This is a genomic window from Nocardia sp. NPDC050412, assembly GCF_044458825.1.
Taxonomy (GTDB): Bacteria; Actinomycetota; Actinomycetes; order Mycobacteriales; family Mycobacteriaceae; genus Nocardia.
The window spans coordinates 325,328-351,142 of record NZ_JBITIJ010000006.1 but is presented as its reverse complement, the minus strand read 5'-3'; the positions used below and the strand labels follow the sequence as shown (position 1 = coordinate 351,142).

The following is a 25,815-nucleotide window of genomic DNA, read 5'->3' as shown; positions in this document are numbered from 1 at the left end:
CGCAACGCTCCTTCGCTCACAAACCGGGACCTGCAAACGAAACACGCCATCGGCTCGGTGATCTGGGCCGAAACGGCTGACAATCCCTGGTTGATAACACGTCAGCGAATGTTGAGCAAATATGCTCGGTCGGCTGGCGAGTCGCGCAAATGCGGCTGGCACGATGATCTGTGTGGTCGCTCGAGAGGAACCCGCATCCATGCGCAGCACACCGCGTTCGGTAATCGCACTGCTCGCCGCGGCCCTGCTCGTGGCCCCGGCATGCGGGTCCGATAAGGCACCGGCGGTCGCGCGCGGCGAGGTTGTCAGCAGCACGCCGGTTGCACAGCTGTCGGCGGAACAGGCCACGACCTATCTGGGCGAGGCGAATATCAGCACTGCCGTACGCAATGGCGTCGATGCCTACCGCGTCGTCTACCGAACCGTCACTCCGGAGGGCGATCCGACAACGGCGAGTGGCCTTGTCGTCCTGCCGCGTACCGATTCTCGGCGGCTGCGTGTGGTCACCTATGAGCACGGCACGCTGGTGCGCAAGAGCGACGCGCCCTCGGTGAACGACACCCGCCTCGATCGGGCTCGCACCATCATGTTCGCCGCGGCGGGTTACGCGGCGGTCGCGCCGGACTACCTCGGCCTCGGCGAAGGCCCGGGCACACATCCCTACACCCACGCGCCCTCGGAGGTCAGCGCCTCGGTCGATCTGCTGCGCGCTGCCCGCACCGTGGCCGCCGGACAGCAGCGCGACCTCGACCCGGATATCCTCGTCACCGGTTTCTCCCAGGGCGGCCAGGCCGCGACGGCGCTGGGCAAGGCGCTACAGAGCGGTGACACCCCTGGCTTCGGACTTGGCGCGCTGGCACCGATCAGCGGCCCCTACGACGTCCAGCACGTCGAGACGCCCGGCGCTATCGAGGGTCGTGTCCTCCCGGCGGTCGCGGTCTTCTATCTCGCCTACTGGATCACCGCGATGAACCGGATCTACCACCTCTACGACCGGCCCGCCGATGCCTTCCAGGAACCCATTGCCGATCGCATCGAACAGCTCTTCGACGGACAGCAGAACGAGATCACCATCGGCACCGCCCTACCCGTGCGCCCCGAACTCTTGCTGACGCCGAAGTTCCTTGCCCTGGCACAAGATCCGACCGGAACCGCGCGCGAAGCTGTGGCCGCCAGCGACGGCACCTGCGACTGGACGCCGCGTGTTCCCGTCCACCTCTACGCCGCCACCGGCGATCGAAATGTGCTCTACGCCAATGCCGAACATTGTCGGCAAGCCATGCGCACCGACCGGGCCACCCTCACCGACCTCGGCGATATCGACCACTCCGCCACCGCCCGCGTCGCGCTCCCGCGAATCCTCGACTGGTTCCAACACGAAATCCCGGCCACCTGACGGCCGAGCCGGCTCGAATCCCATGTTCACAGGGGGTGGGGGCAGGCTCACAGCGGACTGCCAGGAAACGCAAAGGGGGTCCACCGGGACGGCTGTGATACTCCCCAGGTGACAGCGACCAGTGCGCCGGCGTCCCTGCCCGAAACAACGACCCCACCCGATACGACCCCACCCGATAAGAGCCCGCCCGCACCCGCGACAGCGCTGCCCCCGATACGGCGGTGGGAGCGCATCGGGTTGGCGGTGCTACTGATCGCGACGGCGGTGGCCTATCTGTGGAATATCACCGTCAATGACATGGGCAACAGCTTCTATGCCGCCGCGGCCTGGTCGGGCTCGCGGGACTGGAAGGCGCTGCTGTTCGGCTCGCTGGATCCCGGGAATTTCATCACGGTCGACAAGCCGCCGGTATCGCAGTGGGTGATGGGACTTTCCGGTCAGCTGTTCGGGTTCAGCAGTGCGAGCATGCTGATACCGCAGGCGCTCATGGCCGTCGCGACGGTCGCGCTGATGTATGGCGCGGTGACCAGGGCGGCGCACAGCCGCGGCGCGGGACTGCTCGCCGGTACCGTCTTCGCGGTGACCCCGGTGGTCGCGTTGATGTTCCGGTTCAATAATCCGGATGCGGTGATGGTCCTGCTCATGACGGCCGGCGCGTACTGCACGATCCGATCACTGCGGCAGGCGAGTGCGCGCTGGCTGATGCTGGCCGGTGTCGCGCTGGGCTTCGCATTCCTGGCGAAGATGCTCGAGGGATTGATGGTGTTGCCCGCACTGGGCATCGCCTATCTGGTCGTCGCGCCGACCGAACTGCGCACGCGGCTGTGGCATTTACTGGCCGCGGCGGCCGCGCTGGTCGTCTCGTCCGGCTGGTACGTGCTGCTGACCATACTGTGGCCGGAATCCTCGCGACCGTATCTGGCTGGATCGACGAATAACACCTTCATGGATCTGGTGCTCGGCTACAACGGCTTCGCCCGCTTCCTCGGCCACAACCACAAGGGCGGCAACCGCTTCGAGCTGCCGCCCGGTTACGAAATGCCGCACAATGCCGGAGGCGGACCGGGCTTCGGCGGGTTCGGTTCGGGACCGGACCGGCTGTTCACCGGTGAAATCGCCTATGAAATCTCCTGGTTGCTGCCCGCGGCGATCCTCGCCTTCGTCCTGGTGCTGGCATCGCGGTGGCGCGCACCGCGCACCGATCTGGTCCGTGGCGCCGCATTGACCTTCGGCCTGTGGCTGATCATCGACGGCCTCGCCTTCTCCACCATGAAGGGCGGCATGCACGCCTACTACACCCTGGCGATCGGGCCCGCCGTGGCCGGAATGTTCGCACTCGGTGTGCACGAAATGTGGCGTCGCCGTGCCGACACCTTCGGTCGAATCGGTTCCGCCGTACTCATTCTCACTGCTGGTGTTTGGGCATTCGTTGTGCTGCAGCGGAATTCGGATTGGCAGCTGTGGTTGCGCTGGACGATTATCGCGGTCTCGGTGCTCGCTGCGGTCGGCCTGGTCGTCGCATCGGTTCTGGCCGCCGGGCGGCGGCGCCTACGGGACCGGGTGACCTCGGTGCTGGTGATCGCGGGCGTCATCGCCGGTCTGGGCGGTTCGACGGCATATGCGGTGGCGACGCTGCCGCAGTCGCATACCGGCGGCGGCCCGACGGTCGGCCCGGCCAAGGCGCGCAAACCCGATTCCCAGCAGCAATCCCCGATGGGCCGGATCATGGGCGGCAACTTCGCGGAGCCGCAAGTTGTCAGCATGCTGAGCGACACCACGACCCGCTGGTCGGCGGCCGTGGACCGCTCCTCGACCGCGGCCACCCTCGAATTGGCCAGCCGCACAGCCGTTATCGCGATCGGCGGCTTCACCTCCGAGGACCCGGTGCCAACCCTCGACCAGTTCCAGGAGCTGGTCCGCACCCACGAGGTCCGCTATTACCTGGCACAGGAGGTTCAACTGCCCGATTCCTGGCGCGTGCGCGACCAAGGCGATGCCGCGCCACCGGCTCCGGAAGACGAGCCGTGGCGACCAATCGGCAACAAGGACATCGGCGATTGGGTCGCCGCGCATTACCGGGCTGTCCACATCGGCAATGTCGCGGTCTACGACCTGGCCGCGACACCGAACTGAGGAAACCGCCGCGCCCAGGGTTCTAATTCGATTCGGGCACTGTTGATTACGGTGCTGAGCAAGCGATACCAACCCGCGATGATGATCAGCTCCAGGATCTGGTCGTCCTCGTAGCGTTCGGCCAGCCGTGTCCAGACGGCATCGGAGATATCCCCGGTGTCGTGCAGTTCGTCTGCCAGTCGAACGAGCATGCTGTCCGCTGCGGTCCAGGCCGGATCGTCGGCCGGACCGCTTGCGGCGGCGTCGATTTGGACGGTGGTCAGGCCGACGGCCGGACCCTGGACCACCGCGTGCACGCCCCATTCGTACTCGGCGCCCGCCCGAGCGCAGGTGCGATGGATGACGATCTCGCGCTCGCGCGGCGGCACTCGGCCGTGGCCGAGAATTCCGGCGCCGAGTGGCCGCATTCGCGAGAAGAGTTCGTCGTGCACGGCGAGCGTGCGGAACAGTGCAAGTGGCTCGAATGCGGCTTCCGGCGGCATCCACTTCTTCAGTTGCGCATCGATCTCCGGTGCGTAGGGCGGGCGCATTGGGGCGATTCGGGTGGTCATCGATCAAACCTCGCTAGACTTGTCGTCATGCTTCGAAAAACAGAGCAAGGACGATGCCAATGGTAGCTTCGGAATCCGAAGCAAGCAAGGCTCCGCTGGTCGGCAAGCCCGTGCGCGGTTCGCGCACCGGCCGTCCGATCATGGCGCTGCTGGATCTGCTCGGACGGCGCTGGACGCTGCGGGTGCTGTGGGAATTACGCGAGGGTGCGAGCGTCACCTTCCGCGAATTGCAGAGTCTGACCGGCGGGGTGTCGGCCAGCGTCCTGAACGATCGGCTACGCGAATTGCGCGAGGTGAACATTGTCGAGACCGATTCGAAGGGCTATCGACTCACGGCCGACGGCCGCGATCTGGTCGAATCCCTCGAGCCGCTTCAGGTTTGGGTTCAGCGCTGGTCCGACGAAACCTGAGGGTTGACGGAAGCGAGGAGAGTGAGTGTATAGTCACTCACATGAGTAGGCGCGGTGTTGTTCTTTCTACGTCGGAGATCCGGCGCGAGGCGGTGGTCGATGCCGCGATCGCGGAATTCGCGCAGACCGGATATCACGGGACGCCCATCAATACCGTTGCGGCGCGCGCGAATATCTCACCCGCTTACGTCTTCAAGCTGTTTCCCGGCAAGATCGCGCTGTTCGTCGCGGCGCTGGACCGGTGCTACGAGCTCGTGGAGCGAGCGCTGTCCGCCGGTGCCGCGCGGGCCGATGGCGCCGCGTCCGACGCAATCCTGCACGAAATGGGTGGGGCATATGCGGAGCTGATCGCCGATCGAAATCTGTTGCTGCTGCAGGTGCACGCGCAATCCGCGGTCGATATTCCGGAGGTCGCCGAGGCGGTGCGCCGCGGGCTCGAGCGCGTGACGACTTTCGCGAAGAGGCGCTCTGGCGCCGACGATGCGGCGGTGCAGCGCTTTATCGCCTACGGCCAACTCTGTCATCTGATCACCACGCTCGAGCTCGACGGTCTCGATACCGACTGGGCGCGAATGCTGAGTGCCGGTATCCGGCATGTCGACCCGACGAAATGAGGACTATCCGAAGTTATTGCAGCCCTGACGTCTCGCCCCTGCGGGGGCGCTTTTTTTCAACCGTGGAGTGACTGTTCAGTCACTCACTCTGAAAGGTAAACCCATGATCACCCTGGCAACCCAGATTCTCCTGCCCGGCCCCGTCGACGCGGCGGGCTTGCAGGTCACCCACCGTGAGCTGCCCGCACCGGCCGACGGTCAGGCCATGATCGCCGTCGAGGCCAGTGGCGTCTCCTTCGCCGAACAGCAGATGCGCCGCGCGAAGTACTACGACCAGCCGCCATTCCCATTCGTGCCCGGCTATGACCTCGTCGGCAGGGTCACCGCGATCGGCCCCGGCGTCGATCCGGCATTGCTCGGCCGACGCGTCGCCGCATTGACCAAGGTCGGGGGCTGGTCGAGTCATATCGTGCTGGCGGCAGCCGATCTGGTTCCGGTCCCCGATGGGCTGGATCCCGCGGCGGCCGAGACCTTTGTCGTGAACGGCATTACCGCATGGCAGATGCTGCATCGCATCGCCAAGGTTCGGGCGGGCCAGACCATTCTGGTGCACGGCGCAAATGGTGGCGTCGGCTCGACGCTGGTCCAGCTCGCCCGCCATGCCGGTATTCGGGTTATCGGTACGGCGTCCGCACGGCATGCCGAAGCCGTGGCGGCGCTGGGCGCGGAGCCGATCGACTACCGCGGCGATGTGGTGGCGCAGGTTCGGGCGCTGGCACCGGAGGGGGTCGACGCCGTCTTCGATCATGTCGGCGGTCCCGGGATCGTCGACTCGTTCGGCCTGCTCGCGCCGCACGGCACGCTGGTCTCCTATGGCACCGCGGTCACCAAGAATGATCCGGGCAACTCACGTCTTCCGGTGCTCGCGCTGGTGGGCCGACTGATCTGGTGGAACCTGTTGCCCAACAAGCGGAATGCGCACTTCTTCAATATCTGGGCGGGAAAGCGCGACCGTACCCGGTTCCGCAACGCGATCGCGGCGGATCTCGGCGCGGTATTCGAGTTGGCCGCGGCGGGCAGCTTGCGTGCGCAGGTGGCCGCTCGTATCCCGTTGGCCGAGGCTGCCCGCGCTATGGAGCTCGCCGAATCCGGCACCGTCACCGGCAAAGTCGTCCTTGTGTCTTGAAGTCCAGTAGCGGGTCACGCCCCGGTCGTCGAACCGGGGCGGACGATCATCAGGACGGTGACCACCGCCCACAGGAGGTTGAATATGCCGGTGAGCATGGCCAATTGGGCGGTGGCGGGGATGGTTTGCGGTAGGGCGGCGAGGATGCGGGATTGGTCGGGCAGGATCGCCAGGGCGAGGATGCCGGCGGCCACGCCGGTCAGAGCGATGGATGCGGTGAGCCAGATATCGCTGAGGACACCGAGACTGGCGGCGGTGGCCAGCCCGAAGACCGGCACGGCGAGGCCGATGGTGGCGTAGACGCGGCAGATGCGGTGCAGGTTGCCGGCGATGGCCAAGCGGTGCGGGTCGGCCTGGACCTGGCGGACGGTCGCGGGGAACATACTGGCCGCCACCGTTACCGGGCCGATGGCGATGATGGCAGCCAGAACATGCAGCGAGAGCAGAAGTTTCGTCACGGGCGGCGCTCAGACGGCGGGGGTGTGGCCGGTATTGCGCCAGACGGTGCCGCGGCGCTCGGGGGCGATGAGTTTCTCAACCGCATTCGCGATGCGCGGGTCGAATCCGTCGAATAGTACGAACTGGGCGAGCACCGTATCGGCTCCTTCATGTTGTCGGTGCTGCTGACGGTAATGATCGCCGAGCGGCGCGGGAACTGGCGGAATTGCCATATGTCAACGGATTCTCGCCAATGGGGCTGATCTGCAAAGACATGTAATGCCGCAGGTCACAAGCATTGGCGAAAAGCTACCGATGGCCTACGGTAGCCGCATGCACACCGTGGCCGTCCTCGCACTGGACCAGGTCCTGCCCTTCGACCTTTCCACGCCGATCGAATCCTTCAGCCGCAGCCGCCTACCCGACGGCCGCCCCGCCTACCGGGTCCGCGTGTGCGCGACCACGCCGACCGTCGAGACCGAACTGTTCACCATCAAGGCTCGCTGGGGATTGGAGGCACTGGCCGAGGCCGACACGATCGTCCTACCCGGATGCGCGGACCCCACTGTTGCGGTCCCCGACGAGGTCATCGAGGCCCTGCGCACGGCTGCGGCCAATGGCACCCGCATCGCCTCCATCTGCGTCGGCGCTTTTATCCTCGCCGCCACCGGTCTGCTCGACGGACTGCGCGCCACCACACACTGGCTCGCCGCCCCGACCCTCGCCGCCCGCTATCCCGCCATCGATGTCGACCCCGATGTGCTCTACGTCGACAACGGTCAATTCCTCACCTCCGCGGGTGCTGCCGCCGGTATCGACCTCTGCCTGCACATGATTCGGCGCGATCATGGCTCCGCCGTTGCCGCCGACGCCGCCCGCCTCGCGGTCATGCCGTTGGAACGCGAAGGGGGACAGGCGCAGTTCATCGTGCACGACCAGCCGCCGACGCCACAGGGTGCGTCGATGGAACCGCTGCTGCGCTGGCTGGAGGAGCACGCCGCGACCGCAATCACCTTGGAAGATGTTGCGGCCCAAGCCGGTATGAGTCCGCGCACGCTCAACCGGCGCTTCCGTGAACAGACCGGTACCACCCCGCTGCAATGGCTGCATCGCGCCCGCATTCGCCAAGCCCAATACCTGCTCGAAGCCACCGACCATCCGGTCGACCGCATCGCCACCCAGGTCGGCTTCGGTTCGCCCACCGCCTTCCGTGACCGCTTCAAACGGGTGGTCGGCACCAGCCCGCACACCTACCGCACCGCCTTCCAAAGCCGCTGACCCGACGGTTCATCCGCAGGCAGGTTGCCGACCGTCTGCTCCGACCCCTTCCTGCGGTGGTGATCGAAGCGCGGGACTGGCCGGAGCGGGTCGGAATCACCGCCCGCGGTGCACTTCTCGTGCTATCCGATCAGATCGTCGCCTGGCGTGCGCCGATCCCCCGCAGCGCCCGGCCAACGATCTCACTCGTGCGTTCGCACGAGTGTGCGGCCGCACCGTCGGTTAGCCGACCTGCCTGTTTCGGATCACCACGTCGGGGGCACCTTATAGGCATCAGGCATAAGCACCCAGCCTGACACCGAAATGTGAGGTAGCACCATGACAGCGGAAGGGCCGTGGGAAATTCCCCCGCTCGACGACGCTCCGGATATCGCCCGCGCGACCGAGCCCCAGCCGGGAATTACGTTGGCGGACGCCAGAAATTGGCCGGGATTCATCCTGTTGATCATCGGCGGACTCGTCGCGATCGCCGCCGCGGTAATCGGTGTTCTCGGCTTTCCCGGTACCGCATTCATCTTCGCGCTCGTCGCCCTCGCCGCCTCCCTGACCGGTATCGCCCTCGTGCTCGTCGAGCGCCGCCGGCCGCAGCCGCGCACCCCGGACCAGCCCGCACCTTGGCAATCGACCGTCCCACCCGGCGCCTGATTCATCCCCCGACATAGTTCCTCGACGTAGTTCCTCGGCGACCATTGCCGCCGTTGGCATCTGCCGATTTCGGCGCTCAGCGCCGCGGGCCGCTCGTCGGGTGGCGTCCTCGCTCAGCCGCGATTCGATACCGGACCGACGCGCTCGGCCGAGATCAGCTCCGGCGAAAGCCCCTGTGCCACACCGGCGATGCGGCGAAGTCGACCGGCGGAACCACGAACTGCACGAAGACTTCTTCAACCGCGCCCACCAGAATTAGCCTGCGTCAGTAGGCTTTGCACGCATCCTCGGCGACGTTCTTGGTGGCGTTGAACTTATCGATCGCGGCATTGAGGGTATCGGTCGGCGCGCGCCGATCGAGCGTGTCGGCCAGGGCGTTGCTGTCGTCGCGGTAGCTGCGCAGCGGACCCGCGACGGCCAGCGGCACATCGGAGGTCACCTTCGAGTCGATGGTGCGCGCGTTGTTGCGCAGCGCGGTGACGGCGTCATTGGCCTTGGCGTTGGTCTCCGGATCGTTGACGCCCTTGCTATTGCTCGCGTCGATGTAGTCGTTGAAGGTATGGATCGAGCTGCTGTTCGCGCTGGTGAAGGTGTCGCACGCGGTGCCCGCCGCGCGTTCGGCCGCCGCCGCGCGTGAGGAGGATGCGGCCACCGACGATGCCGTGACCTCTGAAGCGTAGGCGGCCAGTTCGGTCTGGTTGACCTGCGCGCTGCCATTGATCTGCTTCGAGCACGCGCCGATGGTCAGGACGCCCACCGCGGTGGCCGCCGCAGCAGCGACGAGGCCGGTCCGCTCTAGTCGTCGCATGTCGGTTTCCCCTCTCTCCCCTCCGAACATCCGGCCGCTGGAGGCGCGTGGAAAGCCGGACCTAAAGACCGTACTTGTTCGCGGCCGTCGACGTCAGCCGACCGGACCGGTATCGATGACCAACCGATATCGAACGGCCGAAAAACCACTGGTCACCGACCGTGCGGTCGGTGCGGAGCACACCGGATCGCGTACGTTGCGGCGTGCTCCGCGACGCCGCGTCAGCGCTGGCCGAGCAGCCCGCGCATGGTGCCGATTTCGGACTGCTGGGCGGCGACGATGGCGGTGGCCAGCGCCTTCGCATCCGGATTGATACCGCTGGCGAGTTCGGTGTTCGACATGGTGATCGCGCCGATGTGGTGCTCGATCATCATTTGCATCCACTGCCGGTCGAAATCGGCGCCGGAAGTCGCTGCCAGCGCGTTCATCTGCTCGTTCGACATCATGCCCGGCATATTCGAGGTGGTGGGCATTGTGGTCATAGGCATTGATGTCATGCCGGGCATGTTCATGGTGCTGGTCATGCTCGGCATCTCCATGCTGTGTCCGCCGTGCCCGGCCGTGCTCGGCGCGGGCTTACCGAAGCTCTCCAGCAATGTGGTGATCTGCTCCATCTCCGGGGACTGCGCCTGTTCGATACCCGCGGCGAGCGAGCGCACCTGCTCGTTCTGGGTGCGGCTGGGGACCAGTCGCGCCATTTCGACCGCCTGCGCGTGGTGCGGGTACATCATCTGCAGGAAGGTCACGTCGGCATCGTTGAAATCGCTTCGGGCAGCGGGCTTTCCGAAACTGGTCTGGCTCGACGACGAGCCGTGATCCATACCGGGCGTGGAGTTGTCATTGCTACAACCTCCGGCGAAAAGCGCTGCGGCGGTGGTAGTCGCGCCAATGGCGATGGTGATTCGGCTACGGGTGATGAACATGTCTGTGCTCCTGAGGAATTGCGAAATGAACGTTCTCGAGCAGGCGGTAGCCGCGTCCGCGGTTACGGGCGCGGTGGGCCTGTCAGATCCGCAGAATCGACAATTCGGCCAGCGACAGCACGGTCCACGGTGGTGCGCGTTCGCGTATCGGCCGCCACTGGCGCGGTTTCGACACACCGCCACCCGGTCGATCGAGGGTGATCCAGTAGAGCAGGACGAGCATCAGGGCGACCGCAGCGGCGGTCAGGATGAAGACACAGGCGTGCATGCCGCCGTGTGCGTGGCCGCAACCGTCATCGGTGCAGTCCGGTCCGGCGGTCGCATGGTGGTCGACGGGCAGCGCCATGGTCGCCACCATGTGGTGGTCGTCGTCGGCGGGGGCGACCACGAAAACTCCGGCGTGCATGGCGACAACGCCTGCGAGCAGCACCAACACGCCTAGCATCCGGACAAGCCCGGTAGTGCGCGAAGGCGGCTGCGATTCGACCACAGCATCATTCTAGAGAGCGCCCCACGGCAAGCTTCGATACCCCCTGGCCGTATCGGGCACGGCTAGGTACCCGCGATATCGATGACCAGTCGAGTCGGATTGGTCAGTGTGCTGACCTCGAAGGCTGGGCGATCGGCATTCACCCCGACGAATGATTGGGTCGTGCCCTCGAAGACGCCACTCCGGTACACCCCCGCGACTACCGGCGCGCTGGGATCGGTGGCCGGATCGGGACCCGAATACGGCGTCACGCCATTGTCGAACGGATACGCCGACCCGGTGATCTGTACCTCCAGAATCGAGCGGCCCGCGACATCGACGACCTTGCCGCTGCCGTCTTGGATGGCCTGCCCGGTGTATTGCACGATCCAGCCGGGCGTGCCCGCGCCGCCGAGTTCGTAGACCACCCGATCGAAGCCCGCGTGGTGCCCGATCCGGATATCGGTCACGGTCACGCCCGCGTCGCCGGACGGAGTGCCTCGCTTGGGCAGCGCATCCCGCGGCACGGTGTCGGGCGCATCGGTGAATGTGCCGGTCGTGGTCGGCGCGGCGGTCGTGGTGTTCGAGCTGGATCCGCCGTCGCCGCAGGCGACGAGCACTGTCGCCGCGGCGGCGACCAGCAGCACCATCCTGTTACGCATGTGGCCGATGGTATTGGCCGTGCCCTGCGCCGTCGGGGATTTGCGATGACCGGGTGTTTGGTATCGGAGTGTCGCCGACATGCCGGGGTGGCCGCGATCCATCGGCAACGATCTAGCACACTTGAGGTGTGGGAGATGTCGAGGACGTACTTGGCCGACTGCGGCGGTATCCGGATGTAGAGGCACTGAACCTCTACGCCGTGGATGCTGCCGACCGGCTGATTCTCGACGCCGCCGCCGAGGCCATCGATGCCGCTGGCAGCGGCCGGATCGCCGTGATCGGCGACGCCTACGGCGCACTCACCCTCGGCGCGATCGCCGGGCACGAGCTGCGCGATGTGCGGGTCCATCAGGACCTGCTCACCGGCGAACTCGCCTTGGCCAACAATGCCCGCGCGCTCGGTCTCGCGGACCGCTATGCGGCACATGCGCTTTCCAAGGAGTTGCTCGCCGACGCCGAAGTCGTGCTGTTGCGACTACCGCGCATGCTCGCCGGACTCACCGAGGTCGCCGACGCGATCGCCCGCTATGCGGATCCGGAGGTAGTCGTATTCGCGGGCGGGCGTGACAAGTATCTGACCAAGTCCATGAACGATGTACTGGCCGAATCGTTCTCGCAGGTGCGCGCGAGTCGAGGTCGGCAGAAGTCCCGCACGCTATTGGTGAGCGGGCCGAAACCTGTTGCCGCGCCGCCATTTCCGGTACGTGAGCGGATCGACGATATCGATATCGACGTGGTCGCGCACGGTGCCGCATTCTCCGGCGCCAAATTGGATATCGGAACCCGATTCCTGTTGCAGCATTTCAAGTGGATGAAACCCGATGCTCGCGATGCCATCGATCTCGGTTGCGGCACCGGCATTCTGGCGGTCGCGCTGGCCAAGGCGCGACCCGGCATCCGGGTGGTCGGCACCGATCAGTCGGCCGCCGCGGTGGCATCGGCACGGGCGACGGCGGAGGTCAACGAGGTCGCCGATCGGGTGACCGTGGTACGCGACGACGCCATGTCCTCGGCCGCCGACAACAGCGCCGATCTGGTGCTGTGCAATCCGCCGTTTCACGTCGGCGCCGCCGTGCACACCGGTTCGGCGATAAAGATGTTCGCCGAAACCGGTCGGGTACTGCGTCCCGGCGGCGAGCTGTGGACGGTTTACAACTCACATCTGAACTATCGCGGTGTGGTCCAGCGCATGGTCGGCCAGACCGAGGTGATCGGTCGCAATCGGAAATTCACGGTGACGCGATCCGTGCGTGGACTGCGCGACGTCCAGCGGTAGTAGAGTCCGATTTGTCCGTACCGAAGGGTCGCTCGGGAACTCGGCCGGATCGATACACGTTGGACAACCTAGTTGGATATCGAGCGACCGGCTCGCATGAGACGGCTCGGGACTGACGGCCACGGCGACGTGAGCCACGACTCCAGAAAGGCATTCACGGTGCGCACCACTAGCAATCCGGTTTTCAGACAGCTCCCTCGGCAAGAGGGCAGTGGCTATGCCAACTTCGGGTCAGGGGTGACGGGCGTGGGCCAGACGACCCAGCAGTACCCGCAGTACCCCCAATATCAGCAGGCCCCGACCACCCGGGCCATGACCATCGACGATGTGGTCACCAAGACCGCCATCACACTCGGTGTGCTCGCGCTGTCGGCGATCGTCTCCTACGGCCTGACCAACGCGAACACCGCACTGGCGCCGCTGTTCGTCATCGGCGGTGGCCTGATCGGCTTCGTGCTGGTGCTGGTCGCGACCTTCGCCAGGAAGATGGACAACCCGGTAATCGTGCTCTCGTACGCGGTCTTCGAGGGTCTGTTCGTCGGCGCGCTGTCATTCATGTTCACCAATATCGAATTCGGTGGCGTCGGCGGCAGTGCCATGATCGCGCAGGCGGTGCTCGGCACCTTCGGCGTCTTCGCGGGCATGCTCGTGGTCTACAAGACCGGCGCGATCCGCGTGACCCCGCGCTTCACCCGGATGATCTTCGGCGCGATGATCGGCATTCTGGTCCTGATCGTCGGCAACCTGATCGCCAGCTTCTTCATCGACGGCGGCCTCGGCCTGCGTGACGGCGGCCCGCTCGCCATCGTCTTCAGCCTGGTCGTGATCGCGGTCGCCGCCTTCAGCTTCCTACTCGACTTCGACGCCGCCGACCAGCTCATCCGCGCCCAGGCCCCGGAGAAGGCCGCCTGGGGCGTCGCCCTCGGCCTGACCGTCACCCTGGTCTGGCTCTACATCGAGATCCTGCGGCTGCTGAGCTACTTCAACAACGACTAGCCCGATCAGCGCGAAGGCGGTCACCGGTACGCCGGTGACCGCCTTTGTTTTTAGTGTGCGGTGCCGAATCTCAGACGAAAGCGGCCACCGGAATCCCGGTGGCCGCGGCCAATTCGTGCCGGGAAACTAGCTCAAGCGCTCGATGACCATGGCCATGCCCTGGCCGCCGCCGACGCACATGGTCTCCAGACCGAACTGCTTGTCCTGGGTCTGGAGGTTGTTGATGAGGGTGGCGGTGATGCGGGCGCCGGTCATGCCGAACGGGTGGCCGAGGGCGATGGCGCCACCGGACACATTCAGCTTGTCGAGATCCATGTTCAGCTCGCGGGCGGAGCCGAGGACCTGGACGGCGAATGCCTCGTTGATCTCGTACAGGTCGAGGTCGTCGATGGTCATCTTGGCGTGCTTCAGGGTCTTGCGGACCGCCTCGATCGGGCCGAGGCCCATGATCTCGGGGGACAGGCCCGAAACGCCGGTGGCGACAATGCGCGCCAGCGGGGTCAGGCCCAGCTCCTTGGCCTTGGTGTCGCTCATGACGACCAGCGCGGCGGCACCGTCGTTGAGCGGACAGGCGTTACCGGCGGTAATGGTGCCGTCCGGGCGGAACACCGGCTTGAGCTGTGAGATCTTCTCGTAGGTGGTGCCGGCGCGCGGGCCGTCGTCGGTGGTGACAATGGTGCCGTCGGGCAGGGTCACCGGGGTGATCTCCCGCTCGAAGAAGCCGGACTTGATGGCCTCCTCGGCGCGGTTCTGCGAGCGCACGCCCCAATGGTCCTGCTCTTCACGGGTGATACCGGTGTACTGGGCGACGTTCTCGGCGGTCTGGCCCATGGCGATGTAGACGTCGGGCAGGATCCCGGTCGCGCGCGGATCGGTCCACACGTCCGCGCCGCCTTCGGCGCGCTTGGCGGTGCGGGCCTCGGCCTCACCGAACAGCGCGTTGTGAGTGTCCGGCCAGCCGTCGGCGGTGCCCTTCGGGAAGCGCGACACCGTCTCCACACCGGCGGAGATGAACACATCGCCCTCACCGGCCTTGATGGCGTGGAATGCCATCCGGGTGGTCTGCAGCGAGGAGGAGCAGTAGCGGTTCAGGGTAACGCCGGGCAGGGTGTCGTAGCCGAGTTGCACGGCAACGCTGCGGGCCATATTGAAACCGCCCTCACCGGCGGGCTGGCCGCAGCCCAGGATCAGATCGTCGATCTGGGTGGGGTCGAGCGCGGGAACCTTGTCCAGGGCCGCACGGACCATCTGGGCCGCGAGGTCGTCCGGCCGCATGCTCACCAGCGAGCCCTTTCCGGCGCGGCCGATCGGCGAGCGAGCGTAGGAAACGATGACGGCCTCGGGCATGAGGACTCCTTTGTCGGACGGTCAGGGTGCGCCAGGACGGTGTCCGAAACGCGGTCTTCGAACCGTTTGTTACTTGTGCGTTCGAATCGAATCTACGTCGCGTCCTGTTGGGCGGGAACCCGGGGTCGTCTCCTCGAGTGCCTCGATCAGGACCGGGAGCAACAGCGCGGCCGCCAGTTCGTAGCCCGCCGCAGAGGGGTGGAATCCGTCCTCGGAGAACAGCTGCTCGGGTGCGGCACGGAACTCCGAAGCGAGCCGATCACCCATTGCCACCGGGATGCCACCGGCCACCGTGGTCGCGACGGATTGCGCCCGGGCCAAGCGGACGCTCCAGTTTCGCACCACGGTCCGCAGCGGCTGTGGAATTGCCACGACGGTGCCGAGATTCGGACAGGTGCCGACCACCACGATGCTGTCGGAACGGCGCAGGCGGGCAACGGCGGCGGCGAGCCGGCCCGCGGAGGCGCGGATGGAGTGCTTCTTGGTGACGTCGTTGGCGCCAATGAGAATGACCGCGGCATCCGGCGGCGGACCGGCGATGAACATGGCGTCGACCTGTCCGGACAGGCCCTTCGAGGTCGCGCCGGATATGGCCTTGGTACTCAACCGGATTCGCTGCCCGGTGGCCTCGGCCAGGCCGCGGGCGATGCGCACGCCCGGAACTTCCTCGGGTGATATGCAGCCGACCCCGGCCGCGGTCGAATCGCCGAAGATCATCAGATGCACGTCGGCATGCAGACCGGTGCGCCACGGCTGCGGCGCGAGACAGCCCGCGGTGTAGACGCCGTCGGCCTCGGGCGGTTTCGAGGTATCGCGTCCGATGACCCCGCGCGCGACCCCAGCCTGTGCCATGAGCAGTCGATAGGTTGCCCACCATGCGGTCCCAGCGCCGGAACCGGCCACTACCGTCGCGGCACCCGTAACTGCCGCCGTCTTCCACCCGATGCGAGGAGCACTCACTCGAACGAATTTACCGATTTCACGCCGCTACGGCAGCCGGGCGGTGCGCCGAATTCGACGCAGTGTGGTCCGGCTTGGGCGCGGCTCAGGCGGGTGGGTCGCCGGGAACGTCGAACCACGCGTGCGCGGGGAGGCTCGCGGTATCGGTTGTGACGGTGACCTCGACGCGCCCGGGACCGGTGTCCTGGAACAGGGCGTACTGAATGCTGCCGTAGAGGCCGGTGACCACGTTGTTGTCGTAGCTGCCCGTCGCACCGGTGTTCAGATTGCGCCAGGAGACGGTGGTGTAGACCTCGCACAGCGGAGCCAGCGGATAGCCACCGGGCCCGAGACCCACTGCCGGATCCGCGCGCACATTCAGTACGGCCCGGCCCGGCCACTGCGCACTGGTATCGGCCCAGGTGCGGATGGTCGTCCAGCAGAGGCCGCCATGCGCCAGCGTCGGCACCTGTGGGAATTGCACGGTCGCGGCTTGGGCGGGCGCGGTCCCGACGACTCCGACGGCCACTGCCGCTCCGGCCAGAACTGTCGCGACGCGAGCGATGTTCGGCTGCTTCATGTTTGCGATCCTAGGGAAGTGATCACGGTCATGTGCGATTTGTCGCGCTAGACGCGCGCGCACCTATACCGACCCCTTCTGCAACGATAGGGGCATGCGCATCGCTGATCACGTCGTTGACCTCATCGGCAATACGCCGCTGGTTCGATTGAATTCGGTGGTGGGATCCAACGCCGGCATTGTCGCGGCCAAGATCGAATATCTGAATCCGGGTGGTAGCTCCAAGGACCGCATCGCCGTGAAGATGATCGAGGCGGCCGAGGCCTCCGGCGCACTGCGGCCCGGCGGCACCATTGTCGAGCCGACCTCCGGCAATACCGGTGTCGGACTCGCGCTTGTGGCGCAGCAGCGCGGCTACAAGTGCGTGTTCGTCTGCCCGGACAAGGTCAGTGAGGACAAGCGCAACGTGCTGCGCGCCTATGGAGCCGAGGTCGTGGTGTGCCCGACCGCGGTGCCCCCGGACCACCCGGACAGCTACTACAGCGTCTCCGACCGGCTGGTCCGCGAGATCGACGGCGCGTGGAAGCCGGATCAGTACTCCAACCCGGGCGGCCCGGACAGTCACTACGAGACCACCGGCCCGGAGATCTGGCGCGATACCGACGGCAAGGTCACGCACTTCGTGGCGGGTGTCGGTACCGGCGGCACCATCACCGGTGCGGGTCGGTATCTGAAGGAGGTCTCCGGCGGCAAGGTGAAGATCGTCGGCGCCGACCCCGAGGGTTCGGTGTACTCGGGCGGCACCGGTCGGCCGTACCTGGTCGAGGGTGTCGGTGAGGACTTCTGGCCCTCGGCCTATGACCCGGCCGTGCCGGACGAGATCATCGCCGTCTCCGATGCCGATTCCTTCGATATGACCCGCAGACTCGCGCGTGAGGAGGGCCTGCTGGTCGGCGGCTCCTGCGGTATGGCGGTGATCGCGGCCATCGAGGTCGCCCGCCGCGATCCGGACGCGCTCGTGGTCGTGCTGCTGCCCGACGGCGGCCGCGGCTACCTGTCCAAGATCTTCAACGACCAGTGGATGAGCTCCTACGGGTTCCTGCGTGATCGGATGGACGGCGCGGCGGAGCCCTTGGTCGGCGATGTGCTGCGCGGTAAATCGGGCGCGCTGCCGGATCTGGTGCACACCCACCCGTCGGAGACCCTGCGCGATGCGATCGAGATCCTGCGCGAATACGGGGTTTCGCAGATGCCGGTCGTCGGCGCCGAACCGCCGGTGATGGCTGGCGAGGTCGCGGGCAGCGTGACCGAGCGGGATCTACTGTCGGCGGTCTTCGAAGGCCGTGCGCACCTGACGGATTCGGTCGCCCAGCATATGAGCCCGTCGTTCCCGCTGATCGGTTCGGGTGAACCGATTTCGGCCGCAACCAAGGCACTGTCGGATACCGACGCGTTGATGGTCGTCGAGGACGGCAAACCCGTCGGCGTGATCACCCGCCACGACCTACTCGGCTTCCTCAGCACGGGCTCCATCTAACCCCGACCTGGATCGAGATCAGGTGGAATCTATGGCGGCATTGGTCGAGAAGCCTCGCCACCAGTACCACCTGATCTTGATCTCACGCGGTGCGGCGCGGGCGCGAGTTGTCTTGGGCGGCACCGATTATGAGGTCGGTCCACTGATCGGCGAGTAGGGCCAGGCGGTACCAAGCGGCGTGCACGCGATCGTCGGAGACCTTCTCGGCGGTATGCAGTAGGTGGCTGGCGTGCACGTAGGCGGCGGCCATTCGATCCATGGTCGCGCCGATGGATTCGGCGCGGATATGCGCGGTCGACTGCCGCTGCGGCACTCGCGTGATCACCCAGGTATCGATGGTGGAGACGAGTTCGGCTCGGCGGCAATCTATTCCGGCCGTGGCGAGCGGATCGCCGTGTCGCTGCCGGTGCAGGTCGGCGAGTGCGTGTGCCAGCGGAATGAGTGGATGATTCTGCCCCGCCTCGATCGGATGTCCGCCGAAGGCGGCGACCAATTCGCGTTGATCCGGCAGTGCTCGGGCGCCCTCGATGATCGGGGCGTAACTACGCACGAACATGGTTGGCTCCCAAAGAGTTCGAGGCGGCGGGTAAGAGCGCGTGCATCGTGTACCTCCACGGACATTTCGATGCGATATAGCTTGCGCCTCGTCCCTTGGCAATTCGGTGACGCCGAGATGGCACCGCGATGACAGGCAGTAACAATGTTCTCTACGCGGTGTAATCCGGGTTGTGAAAGTAGGGCGACCAGTCTGCGATGGTGAATGTGCCAGTTGAGCACCAGGATTCGCGGATGTGGAGCGGGGGGCGGTGAGCTCGCCCAGGCCTACCAACGCGGCCGCGAAGACGCCGCCCACCAACAACTCTGGATAAACCAAGTAAGCCGCCTGCGGCCAGGTCCCGCAACCCGACCATCCCATCCAGGACGACTACTCCCGCCAAGGCACCAACCGGTTCAAAGTTCTTCCGTGCCGACACTTCGAGCACCGCGGGGCCGAGCGAAGACATCTGCCGGTGCTGGTAACCGGGCAGCAGCTATGAAATGTCACGTTTCATTCAAGCGGCCGACCGGACAGCAAGGCTGTTACCGGAATGCATTCGAGTCGGTGAGCGCCTTGCCGAGCACCAACTGGTGCACCTCCGCCGTGCCCTCGTACGTGAGCACCGACTCGAGGTTGTTCGCATGCCGCAGCACCGGATAGTCCAGTGTGATGCCGTTCGCGCCGAGAATGGTTCGGCATTCGCGAGCGATGGCGATGGCCTCCCGGGTGCTGTTCAACTTGCCCGCGCTGATCTGCTCCGCCAGCACCTCGCCGCGATCCTTCAACCTGCCGATCTGCAGCGCGAGCAGCTGGCCCTTGCCGTACTCGAGCGCCATATCGGCGAGCTTCGCCTGGGTCAGCTGGTAGGCGGCCAGCGGCTTGTCGAATACCGCCCTGGTCCGGGCGTATTCGATGGTCGCGGCCAGGCAGTCGCGTGCCGCGCCGAGCGCGCCGAAGATAATGCCGAAGCGCGCCTCGCTCAGACAGGCGAGTGGGGAACTCAAGCCGCGCGACTGCGGCAGCACCGCATCGGCGGGCAGCCGGACATCGTCGAAGTCCAGCTCCGCGGTCACCGACGCGCGCAGCGACAATTTGCGATGCATTTCGCGCGCGGTGAATCCGGGCGCCTCCGCCGGGACCAGGAAGCCGCGCACCACCTGCTTGCCCTCGTCCTCGGTCTGCGCCCACACCACCGCGATATCGGCGACCGACCCATTGGTGATCCACATCTTGGAGCCGTTGAGCACCCAGTCGGTGCCGTCACGCTTGGCCCTGGTCCGCATGCCACCCGGATTCGAGCCGAAATCCGATTCGGTGAGTCCGAAACAGCCGAGCGCGCGCCCGGCCGCCATATCCGGCAGCCACTGCTGCTTCTGCTCCTCGGAGCCGAACTTGTGGATCGCGGTCATGGCGAGTGAACCCTGCACCGAAACCATGCTGCGCACACCCGAATCGACCGCCTCGAGCTCCTGGCAGGCCAGACCGTACGCGGTCGCCGAGAGGCCCGCGCACCCGTAACCCTCCAGGTGCATGCCGAGCAACCCGATATTGCCGAGTTCCGGCGCGAGCTCACGGGCCGGAAAAGTCCCGGCCTCGAACCATTCCGCGATCTGCGGCCGCAACCGATGGTTCGCGAACGTGCGGACGGTATCGCGGATCTCGCGCTCGTCCTCGGTCAACAGGGCATCGATCGCGAACAATTCATCAACGCTCAGCATAAGCTCAACCTACCGCCGTCACCGCGCCGAAAGCCGGGTTCGGGCACAACCGATGATCCGGCCGATAGCCCGCCGATCGCCCGGGGTTAGGCTGACGCTATGAGTGAGCGCAGCGAGCGAGCAATCAACAAAGCTGAGCTGGGATTCTCCACCAGAGCCGTGCACGCCGGATACGAACCCGAAGCACGGACCGGTGCGGTGAACGTGCCCATCTACGCGAGTTCGACGTTCGCCCAGGACGGGGTGGGCGGGTTGCGCGACGGCTACGAATACGGCCGCACCGGCAACCCGACCAGGACCGCGCTCGAGGCGAACCTCGCCGCGCTCGAATCGGGCCGCTACGGACGCGCATTCGCCTCCGGCATGGCCGCCACCGACTGTGCGCTGCGGGCGACGCTGCGCCCCGGTGACCACATCGTCATCCCGGACGACGCCTACGGCGGCACCTTCCGGCTGATCGACAAGGTCTTCAGCCAGTGGGGCATCGAGCATTCGCCCGCGCACGTATTCAATGTCGACGAGATGCGCGCCGCGATCCGCCCGAACACCAAGCTGATCTGGATCGAAACCCCAACCAACCCGTTGCTGAGCATCGGCGATATTCCGGCGCTGGCCGAGGTCGCGCATATCGCGGGCGCGAAACTGGTGGTGGACAACACCTTTGCCACGCCATACCTGCAGCAGCCGCTGCTGCTCGGCGCCGATATCGTCACGCATTCGACCACCAAGTACCTGGGCGGGCATTCCGATGTCGTCGGCGGTGCGTTGATCACCAACGATCCGGAACTCGACGCGGCATTCGCCTTCCTGCAGAACGGTGCGGGTGCGGTGCCCGGCCCGTTCGACGCCTACCTCACCCTGCGCGGCACCAAAACTCTCGCGGTGCGGATGGATCGGCACTGCGACAACGCCGAGACCATTGCCGAATTCCTGACCAGGCATCCGGCCATTTCGCAGGTCATCTACCCCGGCCTGGCCGAGCATCCGGGCCACGCCATCGCCGATAAGCAGATGAAGCGCTTCGGCGGCATGATCTCGGTGCGGCTAAGCGGAGGCAAGGATGCGGCGCACGAGTTCTGCTCGCGCACCAAGATCTTCACCCTCGCCGAATCGCTCGGCGGTGTGGAATCGCTGATCGAACATCCGGCCGCCATGACGCACGCCTCCACCGCGGGCTCGCAACTGGAGGTGCCGGACGATCTGGTGCGGCTCTCGGTCGGCATCGAGGATGTCGGCGATCTGCTGGCCGATGTCGAGCAGGCGCTGGCGAACTAGATATGGAAACGAAGAGCGGCCGCATCCTTACTTCTCGGATGCGGCCGCTCTTCTTGGCTTCGGGCCTGCGATCAGCTGTGGTACGGCTCGGCGCTGACCAGCGTGACCTTCATGGTCTTGCCATTGGGCAGCGTGTACTCACGGGTGTCACCGACCTTCGCGTCGATGAGCGCGCCACCGAGCGGCGAATTCGGCGAGTAGGTCTCGAGCTTGGAATCGTTGAGCCCCTCTTCGCGGGTCGCGATGAGGAATGTCTCGGTGTCGGATTCGTCACCGTCGTAATAGACCTTGACGACCGAACCCGGCAAGGCGACGCCGGACTTGGTGGGCGCGACGCCGACCTTGGCATTGTTCAGCAGCTCCTGCAGCTGCCGGATGCGCGCCTCCTGCTGACCCTGCTCTTCACGCGCGGCGTGATATCCGCCGTTTTCCTTGAGATCGCCCTCTTCGCGGCGCTCGTTGATCTCGGCGGCGATGACCGGACGATTGGCGATGAGCGCGTCGAGTTCACCCTTGAGCCTGTCGTGCGACTCCGGGGTCAGCCAAGTCACTTGCGTCTCAGTCATCTCGATCACTCCCTAGTAGTTGTTCCCGACCGAGGCCGGGTTCCCTGATCCGCTGCAGTGCCCACAGGGGGCGGGCACGCACCAGCCGACGGCTAGTGCCATCCTGGGGAAGTTCATCGAACCCCGACAGGCTTCAGGTCCGGCAAACTCACTAACCCGGAACTCACAGCGCTGGCCGCCAATGCAGCAAACACGGCTCCGAGCCCCGGAACCGTGTATCACGCCATTTTAGCATGAATCACAAACATGCAGGTCGGCGTTAATTTTGTGGATGCCTCGGTTGTTTATTGCCCGGGATCAACCCGCCCGCAGATACTTCGGCACGTCATCGCTGCAGCCGTAGATGCTGCTCGACACCGGCCGCGCCGACGCGCGAACAATGGTCGTCAGCTCAACGGTGCCGCTGCCGGACGGCTCGATCAGCACCTCGCGACGGCCCAGTTCGGACCCGTCCCTGGCCATCGCGCGCACGAAACACACCACCGGCTGCTGCGGATCCTTGCGGGTGACCTTGAGATGGACCGAGATGGTGGAGTCGTCGACCACGGTGTAGCCGAGCTGTTCGGCGTCGATATCCTCCGGTCCGTACTTCTGGTAACCGACGTAGGCGACCCCGAGCCCCGCGGCGAGCACGACCGCACCCAGTGCGAACGGAATCCAGCGGCGTGTCGGGCGTGGCGTGGTTCCGTACCGGTCGGCACGTCGGTCGATCGGCGTGTCACCGGGCGTTTCACTCATGCCGTCTCACTCCGGGGGGTACGTCGGAACAAAAGTCTGTCGAATGGAACTATAGGGACAGGCAGATCGGACCCCGGCGGCGGAGAGTACGAGGTATGACGGTGGTTGATGAGGTGGACGAGACGTGAGTGGCTTGCGGCTCATGGCGGTTCATGCGCACCCCGACGACGAATCCAGCAAGGGTGCCGCGACGACCGCACGGTATGCCGACGAGGGCCACGATGTCCTCATCGTCACGCTGACCGGCGGCGAACGCGGCAGCATCCTCAACCCGGCAATGGATACCCCCGGCGTGTTGGACCGGATCGATGAGATCCGGCGCGAGGAGATGGAGGCCGCGGCCGCCGCACTCGGCGTGCGCCAGACCTGGCTCGGTTTCGTCGACTCCGGCCTACCCGAGGGCGATCCGCTGCCACCGCTACCCGAGGGCTGCTTCGCGCTGGTCCCGCTGGAGGAGGCCGTCGAGGCGCTGGTCCGCGTGGTGCGCGAATTCAAGCCGCATGTGATGACCACCTATGACGAGAACGGCGGCTACCCGCATCCCGATCACATCCGCTGCCATGAGGTGTCGATGGCCGCATTCGAGGCGGCCGGCGATCCGGACCGTTTCCCGGATGCGGGCGAGCCGTGGCAACCGCTGAAGATCTACTACGACCACGGTTTCACCATGGCCCGCCTGGATGTCTTCGCCGCCGAATACGAGCGCATCGGTGAGCCGTTCCCGCTGCAGGAGTGGCTGGAACGCACCCGCGCCTACCGCCAGGGCCGCCCCGACGGCATGACCAGGGTGACCACCCAGATCGAGTGCGCCAAGTACTTCCCGCAGCGCGATGACGCCCTGCGCGCGCACGCCACCCAGATCGATCCCAACGGCGCGTTCTTCGCGATTCCGATGGAAATGCAGCAGCGGCTGTGGCCCACCGAGGAATTCGAACTGGCCAAGTCCAGGGTCGACTCCACGCTGCCCGAGACCGATCTGTTCGCCGGTATCGAAGACGAGCACCGGTGATGTTGGTTTTCCTCGCGCAATCTCCCGGCACGCCAACCGGACCCGAATTCGGCAAGGCGTCGCCGCTCGGTCTGGTGATCATTCTGTTGTTGCTCGCCGGGACCGTCCTGCTGGTGCGGTCGATGAACCGGCATATCAAGGGCCTGCCCGCGACCTTCGAGCCCGACCATCCGGAGCCGGATCAGGCGGCCGACGAGGGCACCGAACCCGGTATCGCCCGGGTCGACAAGAAGGACGTCGAGTCCGACGACGGGCCTGATAAAACTTGATTTCGCAGCGGCCGTCCGAGAAAGTCGGGCGGCCGCTGTTACATTCACCGCTCCTATTTCGTCATTGGGGTAGTCGCGGCACGATCCACGGGCCGCAGTTCTTGCAGGCACAACTGCGAAGTGAGGACCTACCAATGACATTCGAGGATCTGCGCGCTGAACTACCCGGCCGGGTACTCGTGCCGGGCGACCAGGGCTACGAGGCGGCGGCGCGGCCGTGGACGTTGACGGTTACCCAGCCGGTCGCCGCGGTAGTGCGGGCAAGTGACGCGGATGACGTCGCGGCGGTAGTGGCGCATGCGAGCCGGGCCGGAGTACAGGTGGTCGCGCAGCCGACCGGGCACGGCGCCGCGGGCGGCATCGAGGACGCGATTCTGCTGCGCACCGGGGGACTGGACAGCGTCGAGATCGATGCCGAGCGGAGGGTGGCGAAGGTCGGCGCTGGCGCGAACTGGGGCGCGGTACAGGCCGCGGCCGCGGCGCACGGACTGACCGGACTCGCCGGCAGCAACCCGGTGGTCGGCGTCACCGGATACACCCTCGGCGGCGGGCTGGGATGGTTCGGCCGCAAATACGGTTGGGCCTCGGATGCGGTGCGCGCCTTCGAGATCGTCGACGCCGAGGGCACGCGGACGCGGGTGACCGCCGACGATCCGGAACTGTTCTGGGCATTGCGTGGTGGCGGTGGCGATTTCGGGGTGGTGACCGCACTCGAATTCGACCTCTTCCCGGCTCCGGGGCTCTACGGCGGGCGGGTGATGTGGCATGGCGCGCGCACGGCGGAGGTCTTCGAGGCGTTCCAGGAGATCACCGCCGACGCACCCGACGAACTGTCGGTGTGGTTGCACCGGTTCCAGTTCCCGGATGCGCCGCCGATGGTCGCGCTGGATGTCGCCTACCTCGGCGATCCCGAGATAGGCCGGTCACTGCTGACCCGGTTGGACACGATCGACGGGCCGCTCGCCGATAAGCGCGGCGCGCTGTCGGTGGCGAATCTCGGTGAAATCACCACGGAGCCAACCGATCCCAGCCCGGCGCTGTCGCGCGCCGAACTGCTCACCGACCTCGGCGACGCGGTTGTGAAGACCCTGCTCGACGAGCCGGTCGCACCGCTGGTCGATATCCAGATCCGCCATCTCGGCGGCGCATTCGCCAGGTCGCGCGCGGACGGTGGCGCGCGTGGGCCGGTCACCGAGCCCTATCTGCTCTACGCATTGGGACTCGGCCTTCCGCATATCGCGGCGGCCGTCAAGGCCCGGCGTGCCGAGATTGTCGACGCCATCGGCGCGCATATCAGCGGACTCAAGCCCTACACCTTCCTCACCCCGGAGGAGACGGCCGCCGCGGCATTCGACTCGTCGACGTTGGCGCGGTTGCGGGAGATCAAGCGGGCGCGCGACCCGCGGTCGGTGATCCGCGCCAACTATCCGGTTCTCGGATAACGGATTTCGCATAGGTCACTGCGGACCGTCGGCCCCGCTGGCGGTCCGCAGTGCCGGGCCGAACTCCGCAGTGCCGGGCCGAACTCCGCAGTGCTGGGCCGAACTCCGCAGTGCTGGGCCGAACTCCGCAGTGCTGGGCCGAACTCCGCAGTGCTGGGCCGAACTCCGCAGTGCTGGGCCGAACTCCGCAG

The 25,815-nt window shown here is 66.1% G+C and carries 28 protein-coding genes; 14 read left to right on the top strand and 14 right to left on the bottom strand.

The genetic code is table 11. The annotated features are described in order from the left end of the window. Positions 1-199: 199 nt before the first annotated feature. Both ACIBI6_RS19370 and ACIBI6_RS19365 read left to right on the top strand, forming a co-directional pair. Positions 200-1,396, top strand: a complete 1,197-nt coding sequence (locus ACIBI6_RS19370; protein ID WP_396957256.1) for a hypothetical protein — start codon at positions 200-202, stop codon at positions 1,394-1,396. A 108-nt stretch (positions 1,397-1,504) separates the two neighbouring features. After that, entirely contained in the window at positions 1,505-3,529 is a 2,025-nt protein-coding gene (locus ACIBI6_RS19365; RefSeq protein WP_396957255.1) for an ArnT family glycosyltransferase, read from the top strand. On the opposite strand, the gene ACIBI6_RS19360 is transcribed toward ACIBI6_RS19365, so the two are convergent. After that, complete coding sequence (locus ACIBI6_RS19360) at positions 3,502-4,080, bottom strand: carboxymuconolactone decarboxylase family protein (protein WP_364341264.1); 579 nt, start codon at positions 4,078-4,080, stop codon at positions 3,502-3,504. The genes ACIBI6_RS19365 and ACIBI6_RS19360 overlap by 28 nt on opposite strands. Before the next feature lie 59 nt (positions 4,081-4,139). On the opposite strand from ACIBI6_RS19360, the gene ACIBI6_RS19355 reads away from it, so the two are divergent. From ACIBI6_RS19355 to ACIBI6_RS19345, 3 genes are all read left to right on the top strand, one after another. Next, complete coding sequence (locus ACIBI6_RS19355) at positions 4,140-4,490, top strand: helix-turn-helix domain-containing protein (protein ID WP_364341266.1); 351 nt, start codon at positions 4,140-4,142, stop codon at positions 4,488-4,490. 41 nt (positions 4,491-4,531) lie between these two features. Beyond that, positions 4,532-5,104, top strand: a complete 573-nt coding sequence (locus ACIBI6_RS19350) for a TetR/AcrR family transcriptional regulator (RefSeq protein ID WP_396957254.1) — start codon at positions 4,532-4,534, stop codon at positions 5,102-5,104. Between the two features lie 103 nt (positions 5,105-5,207). After that, positions 5,208-6,230, top strand: a complete 1,023-nt coding sequence (locus ACIBI6_RS19345) for a medium chain dehydrogenase/reductase family protein (RefSeq protein WP_396957253.1) — start codon at positions 5,208-5,210, stop codon at positions 6,228-6,230. Positions 6,231-6,244: 14 nt separating this feature from the next. On the opposite strand, the gene ACIBI6_RS19340 is transcribed toward ACIBI6_RS19345, so the two are convergent. Both ACIBI6_RS19340 and ACIBI6_RS19335 read right to left on the bottom strand, forming a co-directional pair. After that, positions 6,245-6,688: a hypothetical protein gene (locus ACIBI6_RS19340; protein WP_364341272.1), complete on the bottom strand. Its 444-nt coding sequence runs from the start codon at positions 6,686-6,688 to the stop codon at positions 6,245-6,247. Positions 6,689-6,697: 9 nt separating this feature from the next. Next, on the bottom strand, positions 6,698-6,901 hold the full coding sequence (locus tag ACIBI6_RS19335; protein ID WP_396957252.1) for a hypothetical protein: 204 nt from the start codon (positions 6,899-6,901) through the stop codon (positions 6,698-6,700). Positions 6,902-7,001: 100 nt separating this feature from the next. Between ACIBI6_RS19335 and ACIBI6_RS19330 the strand changes: the two genes are divergently transcribed. Continuing rightward, positions 7,002-7,946, top strand: coding sequence for a GlxA family transcriptional regulator (locus ACIBI6_RS19330; RefSeq protein ID WP_396957251.1), 945 nt, complete (start codon positions 7,002-7,004; stop codon positions 7,944-7,946). A gap of 318 nt (positions 7,947-8,264) precedes the next feature. Further along, positions 8,265-8,591, top strand: coding sequence for a hypothetical protein (locus tag ACIBI6_RS19325; RefSeq protein WP_364341278.1), 327 nt, complete (start codon positions 8,265-8,267; stop codon positions 8,589-8,591). 265 nt (positions 8,592-8,856) lie between these two features. Here ACIBI6_RS19325 and ACIBI6_RS19320 read toward each other — a convergent pair whose 3' ends face one another. From ACIBI6_RS19320 to ACIBI6_RS19305, 4 genes are all read right to left on the bottom strand, one after another. Next, the gene (locus ACIBI6_RS19320; RefSeq protein ID WP_364341280.1) at positions 8,857-9,399 is read right to left on the bottom strand and encodes a hypothetical protein; all 543 of its coding nucleotides are present in this window, start codon (positions 9,397-9,399) and stop codon (positions 8,857-8,859) included. A 221-nt stretch (positions 9,400-9,620) separates the two neighbouring features. Continuing rightward, the gene (locus tag ACIBI6_RS19315) at positions 9,621-10,322 is read right to left on the bottom strand and encodes a DUF305 domain-containing protein (protein ID WP_396957250.1); all 702 of its coding nucleotides are present in this window, start codon (positions 10,320-10,322) and stop codon (positions 9,621-9,623) included. Positions 10,323-10,404: 82 nt separating this feature from the next. Continuing rightward, positions 10,405-10,812, bottom strand: coding sequence for a DUF6153 family protein (locus ACIBI6_RS19310; RefSeq protein ID WP_364341284.1), 408 nt, complete (start codon positions 10,810-10,812; stop codon positions 10,405-10,407). A 62-nt stretch (positions 10,813-10,874) separates the two neighbouring features. After that, a complete protein-coding gene (locus tag ACIBI6_RS19305) occupies positions 10,875-11,453 on the bottom strand; it encodes a hypothetical protein (RefSeq protein WP_364341286.1) in 579 nt (192 codons plus the stop codon). Between the two features lie 128 nt (positions 11,454-11,581). Between ACIBI6_RS19305 and ACIBI6_RS19300 the strand changes: the two genes are divergently transcribed. Both ACIBI6_RS19300 and ACIBI6_RS19295 read left to right on the top strand, forming a co-directional pair. Continuing rightward, positions 11,582-12,730, top strand: coding sequence for a methyltransferase (locus tag ACIBI6_RS19300; RefSeq protein WP_364341288.1), 1,149 nt, complete (start codon positions 11,582-11,584; stop codon positions 12,728-12,730). Positions 12,731-12,889: 159 nt separating this feature from the next. Continuing rightward, entirely contained in the window at positions 12,890-13,726 is an 837-nt protein-coding gene (locus ACIBI6_RS19295; protein ID WP_364341290.1) for a Bax inhibitor-1/YccA family protein, read from the top strand. Positions 13,727-13,852: 126 nt separating this feature from the next. Here the strand turns inward: ACIBI6_RS19295 and ACIBI6_RS19290 are convergent, their stop codons facing one another. The 3 genes from ACIBI6_RS19290 to ACIBI6_RS19280 all read right to left on the bottom strand — a co-directional run bounded on the left by ACIBI6_RS19290 (position 13,853) and on the right by ACIBI6_RS19280 (position 16,592). Beyond that, entirely contained in the window at positions 13,853-15,073 is a 1,221-nt protein-coding gene (locus ACIBI6_RS19290; protein ID WP_396957249.1) for an acetyl-CoA C-acetyltransferase, read from the bottom strand. Between the two features lie 69 nt (positions 15,074-15,142). Further along, the gene (locus ACIBI6_RS19285) at positions 15,143-16,033 is read right to left on the bottom strand and encodes an SGNH/GDSL hydrolase family protein (RefSeq protein WP_364341295.1); all 891 of its coding nucleotides are present in this window, start codon (positions 16,031-16,033) and stop codon (positions 15,143-15,145) included. Between the two features lie 85 nt (positions 16,034-16,118). Further along, positions 16,119-16,592 (bottom strand): hypothetical protein, encoded by a 474-nt coding sequence (locus ACIBI6_RS19280; protein ID WP_396957248.1) that lies wholly within the window; start codon positions 16,590-16,592, stop codon positions 16,119-16,121. A gap of 94 nt (positions 16,593-16,686) precedes the next feature. Here ACIBI6_RS19280 and ACIBI6_RS19275 point away from each other — a divergent pair, with 94 nt between their 5' ends. Further along, complete coding sequence (locus tag ACIBI6_RS19275) at positions 16,687-18,069, top strand: cystathionine beta-synthase (RefSeq protein ID WP_364341299.1); 1,383 nt, start codon at positions 16,687-16,689, stop codon at positions 18,067-18,069. Between the two features lie 82 nt (positions 18,070-18,151). On the opposite strand, the gene ACIBI6_RS19270 is transcribed toward ACIBI6_RS19275, so the two are convergent. Beyond that, complete coding sequence (locus ACIBI6_RS19270) at positions 18,152-18,625, bottom strand: DUF4254 domain-containing protein (protein WP_364341301.1); 474 nt, start codon at positions 18,623-18,625, stop codon at positions 18,152-18,154. Positions 18,626-19,149: 524 nt separating this feature from the next. Beyond that, positions 19,150-20,325 carry an acyl-CoA dehydrogenase family protein gene (locus tag ACIBI6_RS19265; protein WP_396957247.1) on the bottom strand — a complete coding sequence of 392 codons (1,176 nt, stop codon included), beginning with the start codon at positions 20,323-20,325 and terminating at the stop codon, positions 19,150-19,152. A gap of 99 nt (positions 20,326-20,424) precedes the next feature. Here ACIBI6_RS19265 and ACIBI6_RS19260 point away from each other — a divergent pair, with 99 nt between their 5' ends. Further along, positions 20,425-21,600, top strand: a complete 1,176-nt coding sequence (locus ACIBI6_RS19260; protein ID WP_364341306.1) for a cystathionine gamma-synthase — start codon at positions 20,425-20,427, stop codon at positions 21,598-21,600. Between the two features lie 71 nt (positions 21,601-21,671). Here ACIBI6_RS19260 and greA read toward each other — a convergent pair whose 3' ends face one another. Together greA and ACIBI6_RS19250 are read right to left on the bottom strand one after the other, a co-directional pair. After that, entirely contained in the window at positions 21,672-22,166 is a 495-nt protein-coding gene (gene greA, locus ACIBI6_RS19255) for a transcription elongation factor GreA (RefSeq protein ID WP_040695247.1), read from the bottom strand. Positions 22,167-22,463: 297 nt separating this feature from the next. Continuing rightward, on the bottom strand, positions 22,464-22,904 hold the full coding sequence (locus ACIBI6_RS19250) for a DUF4307 domain-containing protein (protein ID WP_364341309.1): 441 nt from the start codon (positions 22,902-22,904) through the stop codon (positions 22,464-22,466). A 142-nt stretch (positions 22,905-23,046) separates the two neighbouring features. On the opposite strand from ACIBI6_RS19250, the gene mca reads away from it, so the two are divergent. The 3 genes from mca (at position 23,047) to ACIBI6_RS19235 (ending at position 25,624) form a co-directional block, all read left to right on the top strand. Further along, positions 23,047-23,913: a mycothiol conjugate amidase Mca gene (mca, locus tag ACIBI6_RS19245; protein WP_364341378.1), complete on the top strand. Its 867-nt coding sequence runs from the start codon at positions 23,047-23,049 to the stop codon at positions 23,911-23,913. Then, the gene (locus ACIBI6_RS19240; RefSeq protein WP_364341380.1) at positions 23,913-24,182 is read left to right on the top strand and encodes a hypothetical protein; all 270 of its coding nucleotides are present in this window, start codon (positions 23,913-23,915) and stop codon (positions 24,180-24,182) included. Before mca ends, ACIBI6_RS19240 begins: the two co-directional genes overlap by 1 nt. A gap of 134 nt (positions 24,183-24,316) precedes the next feature. Then, on the top strand, positions 24,317-25,624 hold the full coding sequence (locus ACIBI6_RS19235; protein ID WP_364341311.1) for an FAD-binding protein: 1,308 nt from the start codon (positions 24,317-24,319) through the stop codon (positions 25,622-25,624). The last annotated feature ends 191 nt before the right edge of the window (positions 25,625-25,815 follow it).